General features: G+C 23.5%; 13 protein-coding genes. 10 read left to right on the top strand and 3 right to left on the bottom strand.

Going from position 1 to position 18,456, the window contains the following annotated elements; all coding sequences use genetic code 4:
- Positions 1 to 22: 22 nt before the first annotated feature.
- Both RRG59_RS02365 and RRG59_RS02360 read right to left on the bottom strand, forming a co-directional pair.
- Entirely contained in the window at positions 23 to 427 is a 405-nt protein-coding gene (locus tag RRG59_RS02365; protein ID WP_322901908.1) for an MAG1140 family protein, read from the bottom strand.
- The gene (locus tag RRG59_RS02360; RefSeq protein WP_322900795.1) at positions 414 to 2,432 is read right to left on the bottom strand and encodes an Mbov_0121 family peptidase domain-containing ABC transporter; all 2,019 of its coding nucleotides are present in this window, start codon (positions 2,430 to 2,432) and stop codon (positions 414 to 416) included. The genes RRG59_RS02365 and RRG59_RS02360 overlap by 14 nt, the downstream gene beginning before the upstream one ends.
- A gap of 263 nt (positions 2,433 to 2,695) precedes the next feature.
- Between RRG59_RS02360 and metK the strand changes: the two genes are divergently transcribed.
- The 7 genes from metK (at position 2,696) to RRG59_RS02325 (ending at position 10,503) form a co-directional block, all read left to right on the top strand.
- A complete protein-coding gene (metK, locus tag RRG59_RS02355) occupies positions 2,696 to 3,817 on the top strand; it encodes a methionine adenosyltransferase (RefSeq protein WP_322900794.1) in 1,122 nt (373 codons plus the stop codon).
- A gap of 129 nt (positions 3,818 to 3,946) precedes the next feature.
- Positions 3,947 to 4,198, top strand: a complete 252-nt coding sequence (locus tag RRG59_RS02350; RefSeq protein WP_322901906.1) for a hypothetical protein — start codon at positions 3,947 to 3,949, stop codon at positions 4,196 to 4,198.
- A 7-nt stretch (positions 4,199 to 4,205) separates the two neighbouring features.
- Positions 4,206 to 4,595, top strand: coding sequence for a hypothetical protein (locus tag RRG59_RS02345; protein WP_322901905.1), 390 nt, complete (start codon positions 4,206 to 4,208; stop codon positions 4,593 to 4,595).
- 168 nt (positions 4,596 to 4,763) lie between these two features.
- The gene (locus RRG59_RS02340) at positions 4,764 to 4,988 is read left to right on the top strand and encodes a hypothetical protein (RefSeq protein ID WP_322901903.1); all 225 of its coding nucleotides are present in this window, start codon (positions 4,764 to 4,766) and stop codon (positions 4,986 to 4,988) included.
- A 65-nt stretch (positions 4,989 to 5,053) separates the two neighbouring features.
- Positions 5,054 to 5,632 carry a transposase gene (locus tag RRG59_RS02335; RefSeq protein ID WP_322901901.1) on the top strand — a complete coding sequence of 193 codons (579 nt, stop codon included), beginning with the start codon at positions 5,054 to 5,056 and terminating at the stop codon, positions 5,630 to 5,632.
- Positions 5,633 to 6,048: 416 nt separating this feature from the next.
- Positions 6,049 to 7,881, top strand: coding sequence for a site-specific DNA-methyltransferase (locus RRG59_RS02330; protein WP_322901900.1), 1,833 nt, complete (start codon positions 6,049 to 6,051; stop codon positions 7,879 to 7,881).
- 15 nt (positions 7,882 to 7,896) lie between these two features.
- Positions 7,897 to 10,503, top strand: coding sequence for a DEAD/DEAH box helicase family protein (locus RRG59_RS02325; RefSeq protein ID WP_322902738.1), 2,607 nt, complete (start codon positions 7,897 to 7,899; stop codon positions 10,501 to 10,503).
- A 293-nt stretch (positions 10,504 to 10,796) separates the two neighbouring features.
- On the opposite strand, the gene RRG59_RS02320 is transcribed toward RRG59_RS02325, so the two are convergent.
- Entirely contained in the window at positions 10,797 to 12,008 is a 1,212-nt protein-coding gene (locus RRG59_RS02320) for an IS256 family transposase (RefSeq protein ID WP_322901548.1), read from the bottom strand.
- A gap of 850 nt (positions 12,009 to 12,858) precedes the next feature.
- Between RRG59_RS02320 and obgE the strand changes: the two genes are divergently transcribed.
- Genes obgE through RRG59_RS02305 form a run of 3 tightly spaced genes read left to right on the top strand, consistent with a single transcriptional unit; the run spans position 12,859 to position 17,858 of the window.
- Positions 12,859 to 14,124, top strand: coding sequence for a GTPase ObgE (obgE, locus tag RRG59_RS02315; RefSeq protein ID WP_322901898.1), 1,266 nt, complete (start codon positions 12,859 to 12,861; stop codon positions 14,122 to 14,124).
- Positions 14,125 to 14,133: 9 nt separating this feature from the next.
- Complete coding sequence (locus RRG59_RS02310; RefSeq protein WP_322901896.1) at positions 14,134 to 15,921, top strand: ABC transporter ATP-binding protein; 1,788 nt, start codon at positions 14,134 to 14,136, stop codon at positions 15,919 to 15,921.
- 8 nt (positions 15,922 to 15,929) lie between these two features.
- Positions 15,930 to 17,858 (top strand): ABC transporter ATP-binding protein, encoded by a 1,929-nt coding sequence (locus RRG59_RS02305; RefSeq protein ID WP_322901894.1) that lies wholly within the window; start codon positions 15,930 to 15,932, stop codon positions 17,856 to 17,858.
- The last annotated feature ends 598 nt before the right edge of the window (positions 17,859 to 18,456 follow it).

Here is an 18,456-nt window from a genome sequence, read left to right as displayed (position 1 = left end):
ATTAATTTTAATTAATAATTAACTATTTAAATTGAAATATTTTATTTATAAAATCAAAAATTACTTCATATATCTTCTTTGTACTTATGATTAATTTAGAAGTATATATTTCTCAATTATTTTCTTTGAATAAATTAAGTAATTCTTTACTTTTAATTAATATGTTTCCATCACTATCTACATCAACTATTTCAATGTTATAAAATAAAATATCATTATTAAAAAGTATTTTAATTTCATGTTTATTTAAATTTAATTCTTTAAAAAGTATATTTTTTAAATATAAATTATTATTATCTATTTTTATTATTATATCTTTTTGGTAACTATAATTAATAGTTAATATTAAATAAGTGAATAATAATAGTAATAAAACAAGTAAAACTAGAATAATATATTCTAGTATATGTATTTTATAATGCTTCAATATTTATAACTTTTGAGTTTTTAAAAATATACTTTTGATTATGACTTATTTCCAGGACTAATTTATCTTTTAAAATGTTTTGAAAAATCGAAATTAATTTATTATATATATTAATTGATAATGACTCAAATGCTTCATCAAAAACAATGAAGTCATAATCTAATAGCAATATTCTTAAAAGTTTAATAAATTGTAATTGACCAGAAGAAAGTTGATTAATTTTTATTTCGTTTAAATTATTTAAATTCAGTTCCTTCATTATTTCTATTAAACCAAACTTATTTAGTGTATTTTTAAAATTTAGCTTATCTTGTATCATTAAATATTCTAAACAAGTCATATTTAAATTTTCTTTTTTATCTCCAATATAGTATATTCTGTCTTTAATTTGATTTTGATTAAATATTTTTACAACTTTGTCATTGATTAGAATTTCTCCAAAATCATTTAAGTATTTCCCTGTTAATAAATTACATAATGTTGTTTTACCTGACCCGTTTTTCCCTGTTAATATAATCTTATCTTCTAAAATCAATCTCGGTATATTTATCACTTTGAAATTTTGATTTTCACTATACGAAAAGGAAACATAGGATAATTGAATTTTTTTAATTTCTTCATTTCAATTTATAATTTCTTCTGATTTTCTTTGTGATTTAAATAAATTTAAAAGTTCTAGATTAACAACATAATCTTTATGTTCTTTTATCATTTCTGGAACAGATTTTAATGGTTTTAAAAATAAATTAGATGCTGTTATGAAAAATAATAAATCATATACATTTAATGATTTATTTCAAACTAATATTGCACCATATACAAGTATTAAAAAAGGAAATATAAAATCTAAAAAAGATTCAAATTCATTAAATAAAGATAAATTCACGTTAAAAACCGAAGATTCTTGAATTAATTTATTTTGATTAGCAATAATATCCATCTTTTTTTTATTCATAAATGAATTTTCATAATTAGATTTAAGTATATTTATTCAATCACTTAAATTAGAATCATAATTCATTGATATATTAAATAAATTATTTTTATTCTTCTTATATCATATTAAAAAAATCAAACTAAACAATGATGCAATAAAGGAAAAAATCAGAACAACAAAAATTAATTTTTTATTTATAAAAAAAATAACAAAAAAAGAAATTACTAGGGAAAACATATTTATAAATGTTTTTGCTATAAGTGTGTTTTGGTAATTAATAATTTGGTAAATACTATTTATCCTATTCTTAATCTCTATATCAGATAAATTATTAATAATTTTAATGTTTTCATTAGCTCAACTAATTAATATTGAATTCGTTTTATTAATGTAAGAATTTAATAATTTGTTTTCAAAAATCCTAATTATAAATACTTGTATTAATAAAGAAATTATAAATATTGTTAAAAAGAATGTTGAAATAATAAATAATTCATTTTTAAGTCTTTCTGGGATAAGTATCTGTAAAACATATTTTGAAAACAAAGCAGGAATAAAAGAAGTAATAAATTGTAACAAATATAAAAATGCTAATTTAAGCGAAATAACAAATTTATGCTTACTAAAAACTATTGTATTATCTTGGTTTACTTTGTATTCAACCTTAATTTTGTTAAATTTTAATATTAAGTTGTCAAAATTTTCTAAAAATTTTTCTGTTTTTGTTTTTAACTCAGTTCCGAATTCGGGATCAAAATAATAAACATTATTATCTTTTATTTTATCTATTAATACCATATGTTTTAAATTATTTCTATTTATAATTACTGCTAAAGGAAATTCATCATTATTAATTTTGAGAAATTCTTCATTAGAACAATTAAAAGTTTGAGTATTGAAGTTATTTTCTTTATATAATTTAGTTAATTTAAATAAACTAATCCCTCCTTTTTCATATTCAACATTTCTTTTTAGTTTATTTATATCAATATCTTTATTAAAATACTTATATAAAAAGAATTTAAATACATATAAACCGCAGTCTCTTTTGTCTTTTTGCTGAAACATAATATTTATATATTTCTATTTTTAAAAATAACTATTAATAAACTAAATATTAAAATTTACATAAAATAAATAGTTAAAAATCTTTTTATGCTATAATTTTTTAACCATATGCAAAAGCATTATGGATAAAGCATAAAGAGTATGGTAGTTTGACAACGATAACCATAGCCAACCGGTTATAAAATACGGTGGATAGTCAGGAGCATTTGCTTAACATGCTATTATCTTCTTTATGCCTCTATTAGTAAATTGAGAGGATATTTATGAAAAAATTATTTACAAGCGAATCAGTTGGAAGAGGTCACCCAGATAAATTGTGTGATCAAATTTCAGATGCCATTTTGGACGCTTTTTTAATGTTAGATCCACAATCAAAAGTAGCTATTGAAACAATGGCATCTGGTCATAATATTTTTATTGCAGGAGAGGTTAAATCTAATGCAGACATAGATGTTATAGAAATTGCTAAAAACATTCTAAAGGATTTAGGTTATTATACAACTCAAACAAGTTTTCACACTGATATCAGACACCAAAGTCCTGATATAGCAAAAGGAGTTGAATTAGGTGATGATATTGGTGCAGGAGACCAAGGATTAATGTTTGGTTTTGCAACTAATGAAACCCCTGAATTTATGCCTTTAGGAATTACAATAGCTCATGAATTATTAAGAGTAGCCGAAGATCTAAGAGTTAAAGATTTGTTTAAATGAGCAAAAGCAGATATGAAATCTCAAGTAACTTTAGATTATACTGATCCTAATCAAACAAAAGTTGACACAGTGCTTTTAAGTATTCAACATTCTCCTAAATATGATGAAGTTGAATTTAAAAACTACATAAAAGAAAATATTATTTTTCCTGTATTATCTAAATTTAATTTATCTAAACCAAATCAAATTCTTATAAATCCTACTGGTTTATTTACTATAGGTGGACCTATTGGTGATACAGGTTTAACAGGTCGAAAAATAATAGTAGATACTTATGGTGGATATTCAAGACATGGTGGTGGAGCATTTTCCGGGAAAGATGCTACTAAAGTAGATAGATCTGCTGCATACGCAGCAAGATGAGTAGCTAAAAATGTTGTTGCAGCAGATTTAGCAAGTAAAGTAGAAATTCAAATTGCTTATTCAATAGGAATAGCAAAACCTGTTTCAATAATGGTTGAAACCTTTGGAACTGAAACAGTTGAAAAAGAAAAAATCGAACAAGCAATTTTAAAAACCTTTGATTTAACACCTAAAGGAATTATTGAAGCACTAGGATTAAGACGTCCTATATTTTCTAAAACAGCATATTTTGGTCATTTTGGTAGAACTGATATTTCTTTACCTTGAGAAGAAACTAATAAAGTAAAAGAACTAAAACGAAATATATAAAATTAAACTTTCAGTGTTTTATACTAATACCTGTTTTTGATAAAAAACTGGTATTTTTTAAAATTTAATTATTTCTTAGTTTTTTGGATTATTTTAGTATAGTTATTATACTAATCAAAAAGGGATAAAATGATTGAAAAATTTAAAAAAGTTTTAATTCCTGATGGAGCAAAAATTAGTAAAAGAAAGAATGCTTGATATGTTCAATTTGTAGTTAAAAGAGAATATATAAAAAGTAAAAAATACTACAAAGAAACTAAGGCTGCAGTTGGTAAAAAAGTTTCAATGGATGACAATGAAACATATATGTTTCCAAACTTAAATTACTTTATTTATTTTAAAGAAGGCAAGGTTGAAGAAATAGTATACACAAGAATTTAGTAATTCTGTGTCTTTTGGTTTACATTCTACTTCTGAATTAATTTTAGAAAAAATTAGAATAAACAAAATTTTAAAAGATGTTTTTGGCAACAAATCAGAATTAATTAAAGTATTAGTTAATTATTATTTAAGTGATGCAAATAACACCATACAAGGTTTTAAATATTGATTATTAAAGAATTATGCAGGCTTAGAAAAAATCTATTCAGAATCTTATATTTCTAATCTTTTAAACAGACAATTAACCTCTGAAAAAATATATAAATTTCAATCAGAATGATATAAAACTTATAAAAAATTAAATGGTGAAAATATCAAAGAATGTTATATAAATGTTGATTCTACAAATATCAGTTCTACATCACAAAATATCGAAAAAGCAAAATATGGTTATTAAAAAAATAAAAACAATAAACCTATTATAAATATTGGTTTAATTACAAATCAAAATAATGGATTCCCACTTTATTATGATATTTATTCTGGTTTTATAACAGATATGGATAAATGTGAAATTTTAGTTGAAAAAGCAAAACAATTAGGTATTAAAGAATAAACATTAGTAATGGATAGAGGTTATTTTTCATCCAAAAACATCTCTTTTTTAGAACAAAAAAACTTTAAATTCATTATGATGGCAAAGTTATGAAATAAGAATTTACAAAAACTTTTAGATGCAAACAAAGACATTTTAAAACATAATATTAATATGTTCATAGATGATAATGAAACATTTGTAACTATAATTAAAGACAAAATGTTTACTGATAATCAAAAGAATTTAATATAGTATTAATACACAATCCTATAAAAGAAACTGAGAGAGTTTCTTATTATACAAAGTACTTTACTAAAATGGTTAATCAAGTTAAACAATTAAAGAAAATTAAACCTCATATTATTGAAAGTTATGAGGATTATTTAGATATTGAACTAGATGAATCGGGAGAATTAATTAGTGTAAAACCAAATAATGAATTATTTCAGAAGCACATTCAAAATTATGGTTTTTATGCAATCATTTCAAACATAAATAAAGATGCAAAGGAAATAATTAATGCATATAGAAAAAGAGATAGTATAGAAAAAATGTTTAAATGAATAAAAACTCAAACTAACTTTAATAAGAACTATTCATATAATGATGGTGTATTAGAAAGTAAAACATTTATAACTTTTATTTCAAGCATTATTAAAAGTTTTATAACCTTCCATTGTTTGAAATTAATGAAAAAATCTGATTTAACTTTTAATTCTATTTTAGGAGAATTATCAAAAATAGAAGTTACTAACATCAAAGGAAAATATGTAAGAAAAAATTCATTAACAGCAAAACAAAAAGAAATACTTAATTGCTTAAATGTCTCGGGTAAAGAACTATATAAATCTATCATTTCTATTAACGAAAAAAGTCTTAATTTTGTTTTAGTATAAAAATTACTGAAAGTTTAAATTATAAACAAAAAAATAAGGATTATAAAAATATAGAGATAATTTTGAAGAATTAGTTTTTTGATTGTGTTATTTCATATTAAATTTATGAAGAGTTATTGGAATTAAAAATAATGAAGAATGAGAATTGTCTAATAAGTTTTATGAGCAAAAAACATAAATGATCTATTGAAAATTATTTCTAAATATGATAAAAATTATAATATAAATGATAAAAATACTTTTTTTTAAAATAGTTAACCAAGTAGTTATAAAAATGATTTCTAATATAAAGTAATTTAAAAACTGTACTGAAAATTACTCAATAGGTTTTTTATATTTTCTTAAATTTAAAATTATTGTATTAAAAGTTATAAAGAAACAACAAGTAACATTACAAGAAAGGAAGCGTATATTCTATGAACAAAAATATTTTTCAAACAACCAAAGAAATATTAATGAATAATCCAAAATATATATCAGAAGACAACGAACTCTTAAAAGCAAAAGTTTATAGTGATGTTATGACTATGAATAAAGATTTATTATCTTTATTACTAAGTAATAACGATATCAAACAAAGATTTTTTATTGAAATTAATGGAACATTAATATTTGACAAACAAAAATTTGCTTGATTTATCGATTCTAAGGAGTTTTTACCTGATTCATACACAAGATATACAAACAAAATCGGATTAACTCATAATGGTGAGTTTTTATCTAAAACAAACGATGTTCTTTTAGATTTTCCTTATAAAGATTGTGTGCTTGAAGGTGGACAAAATAAAGATGATCAAAAAAGAGATGAAATCTTTTATAATGAAATAATAGCTTCTGATGAAATTAATCAAATGCTTGCGCCAAAAGTTTTAAGTAATGCTAAAAGATATACAAAAGATGGTGTTCAAGAAAATATCACGTTTGACGAAAATGATAATTTAATTATTAAAGGAAATAATTTAATTGCACTTGCTTCTCTTTTAAAAAGATACGAAGGTAAAGTAAAATGTATTTACATTGATCCACCATATAACACAGGAAATGATAGTTTTAATTACAATGATTCATTTAACCATTCAACCTGACTTGTATTTATGAAAAATAGATTAGAGTTAGCAAGAAGATTATTAAGTGAAGATGGTGTTATTTTTGTACAATGCGATGATAACGAACAAGCTTATTTAAAAGTATTGATGGATGATATTTTTGGAAGACAAAACACGGAAACTCTTATTTGAAATAAGGAAGCTGAAAATAAATCTGGAACATTAAAACAAGTTAAAAGATTTAGATCGATTCATGAATTTATAAATATCTCTTACAAGAATATAAATAATATTTCATTTAACAAAATATCAGAACCAATTAAAGGTCGTGAAAAAGAATTGAATACCGCTAATTTAGCTGTAAATGAAGATAATTATTCTGCTGATCATCCAAATAATTTTGAAATAGTATCTCCTTCTGGTATAAAGTGATTTAAACACTGAAAATTTGATATTAACCAGATAAATGATTTCATTAAACAAGACTTATTATATTTTGGTAAAGATGGAACAAAGCAACCAAGATTAATTATCCCTATGGATCACAGAAGAAAAGTTTATTTAGAATCAATATTAAATAATGGTTCAACAACAATGGGGAGAAATGAAATCGAACAATTATTTTCTTCAAAAATTTTTTCATATCCTAAACCAGAAATTTTAATTAATAAAATTATTGATGCAAGCACTCAACTTGGAGATTTAATACTTGACTTCTTCCTTGGCTCAGGAACAACAGCAGCAGTAGCACACAAAATGAATCGTAGATACATAGGTATTGAACAAATGGATTACATAAATGATATAACAGTTGAACGTCTAAAAAAAGTTATTGATGGAGAACAAGGTGGAATTTCAAAATCAGTTAATTGAAATGGGGGGGGGTCATTTGTATACTGTGAGTTACTTGAAAATACAAATTCTTTAATTTCACAAATCCAAGATGCAAGTGATGAAAACATTACAATCATTAAAAACCTAATTTATTCTGATAACAGAATTGTTCCATATTTAACAACAAAAGAATTACAAGGTGTTGATAAAGATTTTGAATCATTATCATTAAAAGATAAAAAACAAGCACTTATTAAATTAATAGATAAAAACAAGTTATATGTGAATTATTCTGATATTGATGATTCTTCATTTAATATAAATGACTCAGATAAGAAGTTTAGTAAATCATTTTATAAGGAAACATAATATGAATAATAATCAATTTTTATATGAAAAATACAAATATTAAATGAGGCCGGTTTAGTTTCTGAACTTCCTAAAATAATTGAAAGTGGCTTATCAAAAAAAATTAAATTAAGACCTTATCAAATAGATGCATATGAAAGTTTTGTATCATATTTTGAAAATGAAAAATTACGCAAAAATAAACAAATTAATAATTTGTTTCATATGGCAACTGGTTCAGGGAAAACAGTTATAATGGCTGGTTTAATTTTGTATTTATATACAAAAGGTTATAGAAAATTCTTATTTTTTGTAAACCAAACAAATGTTTTGGAAAAAACAATTGATAACTTTATTAATAGCTTATTAAATAAATATTTATTTGATAATGATATTGAATATTTAGACAACAAAATTAAAATTAAAAAAGTTGACAATTTTAGTAATAACACACTAGACAATGATATTGAAATTGTTTTTACTACTACACAAAAACTGCACTTAGATTTATTCTTTTCAAAAGAAAACGCAATTACTTATGATGATTTTGAAAATAATAAAGTTGTCTTTATCTCAGATGAAAGTCATCACATCAATTCATTAACTAAAAAACCAACTAAGGATGAACAAGAAGAGAAAAATAGTTGAGAATATTCAGTAATGAATGCTTTTAATAGAAATAAAGATAATGTAATGCTTGAATTCACTGCAACTTGTGATTTAAAAGATACAAATGTTTTAAATAAATATAAAGACAAAATTATTTTTAATTATCCTTTAGTATCATTTAGACAAAGTGGATACACGAAAGATTTTCAAAATTTAGCAACAGATACTGATTTGTGAACCAGAACTTTAATTGCACTCGTAATAAGTGAATACAGAAAATTTTTATTTACTGATTTAAAATTAAATATTAAACCGGTTTTAATGTTAAAATCACAAAAAATCACTGAATCAAGAGCTTTTTATGATGAATTCTTTAAAAACATAAAAGAAATTACAACACAAAACTTATTTTCATTAATTCATGCTGAAATTCCTGTTTTAACCAAAGCATTACAATACTTTAAAGAAAAAGATAATTCCCTAGAATTATTAGTAAATTCAATTCAAAATTCATTTACTAAAGAAACATCTATCATTATGAATGATTCTGAAGACAATAACAAAACTAATCAATTATTAGTAAATTCACTTGAAGATACTAATAATCCAATTAGGTTAATTTTTGCTGTTGATATGTTAAACGAAGGTTGAGATGTATTAAACTTGTTTGATATAGTTCGTTTATATGATACAAGACAAGGATCGGGAAAACCAGGAAAAGTTGGTACATACACAATCAAAGAAGCACAATTAATTGGAAGAGGAGCAAGATACTGCCCATTTATAGATGAAGATGAAGAACTAAAGTTTGTTCGTAAATATGATAATGATTTAACAAATGATAAAAGAATTTTAGAAACAATGTTTTTTCATAGTAAAAATGATTCAAAATATATTTTTGAACTAAGACAAGCATTAATTGAAACAGGATTACAATCACCAGATCCAATTAAAATTGAATATAAATTAAAACAAGAGTTTAAAGAATCTGATTTTTTTGAAAATGCTTGAATCTTTTCGAATAAAAAAGAAATAAAAAGCAGAAAAGAAGTTAAAAGTATTGATTCATCTTTAAAAAACAATACATACTATTATAAGTCTTATATTGGTAAGGGTAATGTTTTACATTTATTTAATGAGCCAAATAATAATGATATTATCACTAATAAAAAAATGAATATTACATTACTTAAAATTAAAGAAATTAATTTAAATATTTTATTAGGTGCTTCAGAATTTTTTAATGAATTTAGATTTGATTTTTTAAAAGCAAAATATCCTACACTAAAATCAAAACAAGAGTTTTTTACAAGCGATGATTTTTTAGGTAATATTAAAATTGAAATCTCTTATCTTGATGATCATTTAAGTGGAAGGGAAATTTTTAGAGCACTCAAAAAAGTTTTAAGTGAAATATCTACAAAAATATCATTAATCAAACCAGAATACAAAGGCTCTAAAACCTTTGAAGCAAAACCGCTTAAAAACATGATTAAAGATAAAACAGTTTATCTAGAAAAAGTTGACAACAACGGTGGTAAGGGTGCTTCGCAAAACGAATCACACAATCAAGAATATCAAATTGACTTAAATAATGAACAATGATATGTTTTTAATGATAACTATGGTACTTCTGAAGAAAAACTTTTTATTAAATATTTCAAAACACAAATTGAACAAAAATTAAAAGCAAAAGATTTAGAATATTACTTAATTAGAAATGAAAGATTTCCTGAATTAGCAATTTATTCTTTTGATTCAGGTGAGTGTTTCGAACCAGATTTTGTACTATTTTCTAGAAAAAAAATCAACAATTACAATATCACATATCAAACATTTATCGAACCTAAAGGAACGCATTTATTAGAAGAAGATAAATGAAAAGAAGAATTTTTAAATCAAATTAGTAATACCTCACAAATTAATAATTTATTTTTTAAAAATTATAAAATTATTGGTTTGCCATTTTTTAACTCAACAACAAAAGTTGAAGAATTTAATCAAATGGTTGAAAAATTTATAAACCAAATTTAGTGAAATAAATTAAATATATAAAAGTAGCAAATAGGGAACTGTATTATATTTTGTGTAAATTCTCTTTAACTTACTTTTTAAAGTAAGAGAAAAGTGATAGCAAAACACAAATCTGGTTCTATTATAACAGAAAAAACCAAACAAAATGTCAAAAAGACGGAATGTCATTTCCGCTTTTTGACATTTTGTTTGGTTTTTGTTTTTTTAACCCTTCCGTCCCTTGATTGCAATCAAGGGATACCTTACTTTTTTAAAAAAAGTAAGACAAAAAACTTTAATTTTAAAAATAATTTTTAGTTGTTTTCTTTAAATATTATTAATAATTGACTTAAGATTTGTCCTCAGTTTGGAGTAATTTTATCTCATTTTGCAAGTTGATTATTTATAGCAAAATATACTGATTTCATAAGTGATTCTTCTGTTGGAAAAGAAGTTTTTGTTTTAGTAATTTTTCTTATGTTTCTATTAAGGTTTTCAATAATATTAGTTGTATAAATTAACTTTCTTATTTCTTTTGGGAAATTAAAAAATGTAACTAATTCTTCAAAATTATCTCTTCAACTTTTAATGGCATACATATATTTATCTTTTCACTTATCTTCAAAAATTTGTAAAAATCTTGTTGCTTCATCAATATTATTTGCCTGATAAATATTTTTCATATCTTTTGTAAACTCTTTTAAGTCTTTGTAATTAACAAATTTAACTGAGTTTCTGATTTGGTGAACTACACATTTTTGTATTTGGGTTTTAGGAAAAACTGCTTTAATAGCATTTGATATACCTGTTAAGTTATCACTTGAAATAATAAAAATTTCTTGTACACCCCTTAATTTAAGGTCATTTAGTACTTGCATTCAGTATTTTGCACTTTCAGATTCACCTATTCAAAAACCTAAGACATCTTTTTGTCCTTCAAGTGTATAACCCATAACTATATAAACAGATTTTTCAACCAATCTATTTTCTTCTTTAACTTTAAATCTAATCCCATCTATAAAAACCATAGCATATTCTTTTTCTAATGGTCTGTTTCTTCACTCAATTATTTGTGGCATTATTTTATCTGTTATTCTACTTACAAATGATGGTTCAACATCAATACCATAAATTTCATGTAATGTTGAAGAAATATCTCTTGTGGACATACCGCTGCTATAAAGTTTAATTACTGCACCTTCAATAAAAGAAATATCATATTGAAATTTTGGAACTACTTGTGGTTCAAACTCAGCGTTTCTATCTCTTGGTATTTTTAAATTTATATCACCAAATTGTGATCTAACTTTTTTATCATATGAACCGTTTCTGTAATTATCTTTAATTGCTTTTTCATGTTCATATCTATCATAACCAAGATAATTTTTCATCTCTTCTTGTAAAATTTTTTCAATTAAATCTTTAGTTTGAGACTTAAGAATTTCTTGAACGTCTTCAATAGTTTTTGGTTTATACTGATTATATAATTTTTCAGTATCAAGATTAAATGTATTTTTCTTTTGCATAAAAAATCTCCTAATATAAATATTTTAAATTAAATATTTGCTATTAAGAGAATTTACACAAAATTAACTACACTTCCGCAAATTAGTTTTTTTACATAAAAACGGTGGTTTGGTATAGAGTGGTAGTGGTACAGTCTCTAAAACTGCATGTAAGGGTTCTATTCCTTTAACTCCCGCCATATGTAAAATCACCAAATAGGGATAAAAATAATTCATGTATTTTGTAAAATACATGAATTTTATATCTAATTTTCATTCGCTTCTTTATAATCAAAATATGTTTTGTTTGAAATACTATAGTATAAATCTTTGTCTTTTATTAAGAATCCATAAATTCCTGCATATAAAACTTCTTGATTTTTAATAGTTTAATGTTTTGAATTTTATTTCAATTGTAACAAAACTATCTCGATCGTTTAGTGAGGTTGTAGTTTTAGTAATTAGTAATAAAAATTATATACCATATAAATCCTATATAAACATATTTTCTCTTGTTCTTGAGTTTTATTTTGCAATCTTTATAATCTTTTTAACTCTGAACGGATAATTAAATTCTTCTTTTCTGTTTCTTTATAATAATCATCTTTGTAAAATGAAGTATAAATAGCACTAGTAGAAAAAATTATACAAATTCCACTAAAAATAAGTAAATTTTTAATATTTTTTAATCAACACAATCACTCTTATAATTAAATTTTACAAAACGATAAAACAAAGAGATTTATGAACCCATTTTCTTTTTATATTTAAAATTATTTTATTTAAACAAAATATAATTCAACTAATGCATTATTTTTAATAATATGATAGAATTTAAAAATATTTATACTAACTATTAAAAAGAGGTTTTATGGCTAGATTTATTGATGAAATAACTATAAGTGTCCAAGCAGGAAAAGGTGGAGATGGAATGATTTCGTTCCGTAGAGAAGCACACGTTGATAAAGGCGGACCTGATGGTGGAGATGGTGGTAGAGGTGGTCATATTTACTTTGTTGGTGACTTAGGCAAAAATACATTATTAAGTTTTTATAAAAACAAACATATTGTTGCAAAAGACGGAATAAAAGGTGGACCTAAAAATTTATATGGAGCAAATGCTGAAGATACATATATAAATGTTCCTATAGGAACATTAGTTTATAATGGGAATAAATTAATTGCAGATGTTATTGAAGCTAATAAACCATATTTAATCGCTTCCGGAGGAAAGGGTGGAAGAGGAAATAATAAATTTAAAACTGCTAAAAATACCGCTCCTAAAATATGTGAAAATGGTATGCCTGGAGAAAAATATGAAGCTAAAATAGTGTTAAAAATTCTTTCTGATGTAGGTGTAGTCGGAAAACCCTCTGCTGGTAAATCTACTTTTTTAAACTCTATTTCAAATGCAAACGCAAAAGTTGCGGATTATGAATTTACAACATTAGTTCCGAAATTAGGAATGGTAGAATACTTTGACAATTCATTTACTGTTGCTGATTTACCTGGTTTAATCAAAGGTGCTTCACTAGGTAAGGGTTTAGGAATTCAATTTCTAAAACATATAGAACGTTGTAGAGTTATAGCACACATTATAGATTTTGGTTCACAAGATAAAGATCCAATTCAAGATTATGAAGTCATAAATAACGAATTAAAAACATACAATTTAAAACTGGAACAAAAACCACAATTAGTAATTGCTAATAAATCTGACACTGATTGCTTTAGAGAAAAAGTTAAAAAGTTTAAGAAAAAATATCCAAATATTGAATTAATAGAAATATCAGCAATTTTTAGAGAAAATTTAGATACCGTAAAAGGTAAATTGTGAAAACTAATACAAGAATATAACTTTACCACTATTTCTAATGAAACAACAGAACTTAAAGTTATTTCATATGAACCTGATTTTATTATTAATTCTCCATATAAAGGTTATTATGAAGTTTCTGGAAAAAAAGTAGAAGAAATATATAATAAAATACCAATTAACACATATGATAATTTGGTTAGATTTAATAATATTTTAAAGAAAATAGGTGTATGAGAAGGTTTAATGAAAAAGGACATCCAAAAAGGTGATACAGTTTCAATTTATGGTTTTGAATTTGAATGAGAAGATGAAAAATAAGGAGAAATTATGTTAAAAATGTTTAAAATTTTACCTAAACAATTAAAAAAACAACTTTTTTTAGGTATTTGTTTAGTTTTATTAAATGTTATTTTAACTATGTTTATCCCTATTTTAATAGCTCAATTTCTTCCTTTATTAATAGAAAAAAGAGAATTGTATAAAATAGTTTTATTTAATAATGAAGTTTATACAACAACTTCTTTTTCTAATGCTTTAGTCTTACTTTTAGGTCTCACCGTTTCTTTGATTATAGTTTCTTCAGTTATATCAATAACTAGTTTATTATTAATCGTGTGAGCAGGTGAAAAAGCATCTAACTTTTATCGAGATACTTTATTTAAAAAATATCAATTACTTTCTTTAAAAGATATTGCTCATTTTACACCAGAAAGTTTAATAACAAGAATAAATGATGATGTAGCAGTTTTTTGAGACTTTTTAGTTAGTGCTTCTACTTCATTAGTTAAAGCTCCTTTTTATATTATTGCTGGGTTAGTTTTTGCTTTTTTAACTGATGTTAATTTAACTTTTTCAATTATTGCTGTAATTCCTTTGCTTGTTTTAGTAATGGGATTAATTTTTAAAAAAGTAAGACCTTTAATTTCTAAAAATAGAAAAAATTTAGATGCAATAACAAAAGAATCAGATGAAAATATTTTAGGTATAAGGTTTATCAAAGCATACAACCTACAAAACCAGCAATACAAAAAATTTAAAAATATTAATACAAAATGAAAAAATACTGAAATAAATGTCTTTAACTTATTTTCAGCAGCTATGCCTTCGTTTTTCTTTATAGTTAATTTGGTTGTAGTCTTCATATATACAACTGCATATTTAATGATTCAAAATCAACCCGATCTTGATCATGCTCAACTAGTTGCTAAAATTAACACATTTATTGAATATGAATTTATTATAGCTTTAGGTATAACTACTTTTAGTCAATTTTTAGGAACTTTTTTTAGGGCTAGAGTTTCTTCTAAAAGGGTTATTGATGTTATTGAAACAAAATATGATGACTTATTAGTTCTAAATGGACTTAACTTGTCTAAGGATTCTAATTACTCAATTGAATTTAAGAACTTTAATTTTAAATATTTTGACACATCTGAAGATTATGTACTAAAAGATATCAATTTTAAAATTCCTGCTGGTCATACATTAGGAATTATAGGACCAACTGGTTCTGGTAAGTCAACCATTGCTAATTTATTAGTTAATAATATGAAATATAATGATGGTAATATTTTAATTGAAAATAAAGAAGTTAAAGAAATAAATTCCAAACAACTAAGAGAAAACATTGGAATTGTTTATCAAGATTCATTGTTATATTCAGGAACAATAAAATCCAACTTATTATTTGCTAAAACAAATGCAAATGAAGATGAAATACAAAAAGCAATTAATAATGCTTGTGCAAACTCATTCATTAATTCATTTCCAGATAAATTAGATCATATAATAGGTCAAAGAGGAAAAAACTTATCTGGAGGACAAAAACAACGTTTATCTATTGCTAGAACATTACTTATAAATCCTAAAATTTTAATTCTTGATGATTCAACAAGTGCTTTAGATAATATAACAACCAAAAATTTAATTCAAAATATTAAAAACAACTATAATACAACTAATATTATAATATCTCAAAAAATTAACTCAATAAAGCACGCAGATAATATTATTGTATTAGATAAAGGTAGAATAATTGCTCAAGGTACTCATCAAGAATTAATAAAAAATTGTCCTTGATATCAAGACGTTAATAATAATCAACTAGAACAATAGGAGGAATTTTGAAAAGTAATAATATAAAAACTTTAAAAGTTTTGCTCTCTTTTATTAAAGAAGACAAAAAAATTCTTTATATTTCTTTTATTTTTTCTCTAATCAATGCAATTGCATATATTGGTGGAAGTTTTTTAATAGGTTTTATAGTTAACTTGATATTTGAACCAATTGCAAAAGGTGATGTAAATCCTTTAGATGCAAACGAACCTCTGTTTTGAGGTTTAGTTACTTCTTTATTAATAAGTTATTTGATATATGCAATTTTTAGATATCTTGAAAATAGAATGTATGTAAAAATTTCATTCAATGCAACAAGTAGATTGAGAAATAATTTAATTCAGAAACTACATAAACTACCAATTTCATATTATGATTCAAATAAAACTGGTGATTTAATTTCTAGTTTAATAGTTGATGTTAATAATATTGCAAACTCTTTATACCAGAGTTCTACACAAATAATTAATGCGTTATTCAATATCACAATATCTATAGTGTTTATGTCATTTGTTTCATTTGCTTTAACTATAATTGTTATACCTTTATCTATATTGATGTTTATTGGTGTCATTTTACTAATAAAAAAATCTCAACCTTACTTTATAAAAGTTCAAGAAACTTTTGGAGAATTAAATGCTTTTGTAGAAGAAATGCTATCAAACACTAAAGTAACAAATGTGTTTAATCAACAAGATTTTATATATAAACAATTACAATCTATTACTAAAAAAATTAGGGATATTTCATTTAAAGGTGATATCATAGTGCGTAGTTTTGAAACTATATATTATGTTATTTCAAATTCAATTATATTAATTATCACTGTAATTTCTGCTTTATTTTATTTAAATTCTTGAAGTGTATTAGGAATACCAGGTCTAGGTGCTGATTCTAATGGAAAAGCTACTGCTGCACTAATTTTTACTTTTATTTCTCTTAATTGAAACTTTATAGGTCCTACTCAAGCTGCACTTGGAACAATATTTAGTTTACAAGTAGGTATTGCTTCAACTACTAGAGTAATGAAAATTCTTGTTTCAAAAGAAGTGAATAGAGAAAACGAAAAAATTAGAATAGTAAAAATAAAATATGATGAAAAATCTAATAGTTACATAGAAACTAATAAACAAGACTTATTTGGATTTTATGCTTGAAAAAAAATAAATTATGATACTAATTTAACAGAATATAAATCAGTAAAAGGTAAAGTAGAATTTGAAAATGTTTATTTTAAATATAATGAATATTCAGAACAATACCAATTAAAAAATGCTTCCTTTGTGGCAGAACAAGGTAAAGTAATTGCTATTGTTGGACCAACAGGTGCAGGTAAAACTACCATTATTAACTTAATAACAAAATATTATGATTATGAAAAAGGAAGTATTAGAATAGATGGAAATGAGTTAAAAGAAATTAATTCAGATGATTTAAGAGATATTTTAACAATAGTATTACAAGATTCATTTTTATTTAATGAAACAATACTAGAAAACTTAAAAATAACTAATCCCGATGTTTCTTTTGAAGAAATTAATCAAGCAACTGAATTAACTCAAGCGCACCATTTTATTCAAAATATGGAAAATGGTTATGATACTTTAATTGAAAATAATGGAATGAATATTTCACAAGGTCAAAGACAATTGTTGTCATTATCACGCGCTATATTATCAAATAGAAATATTTTAATATTAGATGAAGCTACATCAAATATAGATTCAAGTACAGAAAGAATTGTTCAAAAAAGTATGTTGTATTTAATGCAACATAAAACTTGTTTTGTTATTGCTCATAGATTAAGCACTATTAAGAATGCTGATTTAATTTTAGTTGTAAATGAAGGAAAAATAATAGAATCTGGTTCTCACCAAGAATTATTAGATCAAAATGGTTTTTACACTAATTTATATCATTCTCAATTTGGTAATTAGATAGTTATCAATTAAATATAAAATAACTTCTAAAATATTAACACTTCAAATTCATTGAAGTGTTTTTAATAGGAAATAGTTTAGATAATAGAAAAGTTGAATATTTCTTTTCAACTTTAAAGAGTGAAATATTCCCAAACTTTAATCAAACTTGTCAAAAACTTACATTTTCTGGGTTATCAAAAAAAAATAAAAGATTTTATTAATGGATTTTAAACTTTCAGACTAATGCCCGTTTTTAATAAAAATCAGGTATTTTAAAGGCGGACAAAAAAGTTAACATGGTAATGTTAGCTTTTTTGTCCGCCTTTATTGTGCAATATACGAATCTTTTAGAAAGAGAATGTCATCCCTTTTCCATTTATTTCTCGGAACTTCTATTTACCCTCTGTATTTTACTTTAACATTACCATTTCTATCATACTTGCTTCTTGCTTTCAAATATCAATATCTTTCAGTATATTCATCATAAAAAATAATTACAGGATGCTCGTGAATTGGTTGTTATAATGTATCAAAAGTAATATTTTCTAAAGGTAAAAAAAGGTTTCATTTTATTTATTTTATTATTCATTTATATTCCTACACAGTTTTAAAT

This window comes from Mycoplasmopsis felis, assembly GCF_034647055.2.
Lineage (GTDB): Bacteria > Bacillota_I > Bacilli_A > Mycoplasmatales > Metamycoplasmataceae > Mycoplasmopsis > Mycoplasmopsis felis.
Note: the sequence above shows the minus strand (reverse complement) of the source record. Positions and strands in the feature narration are given on the sequence as shown.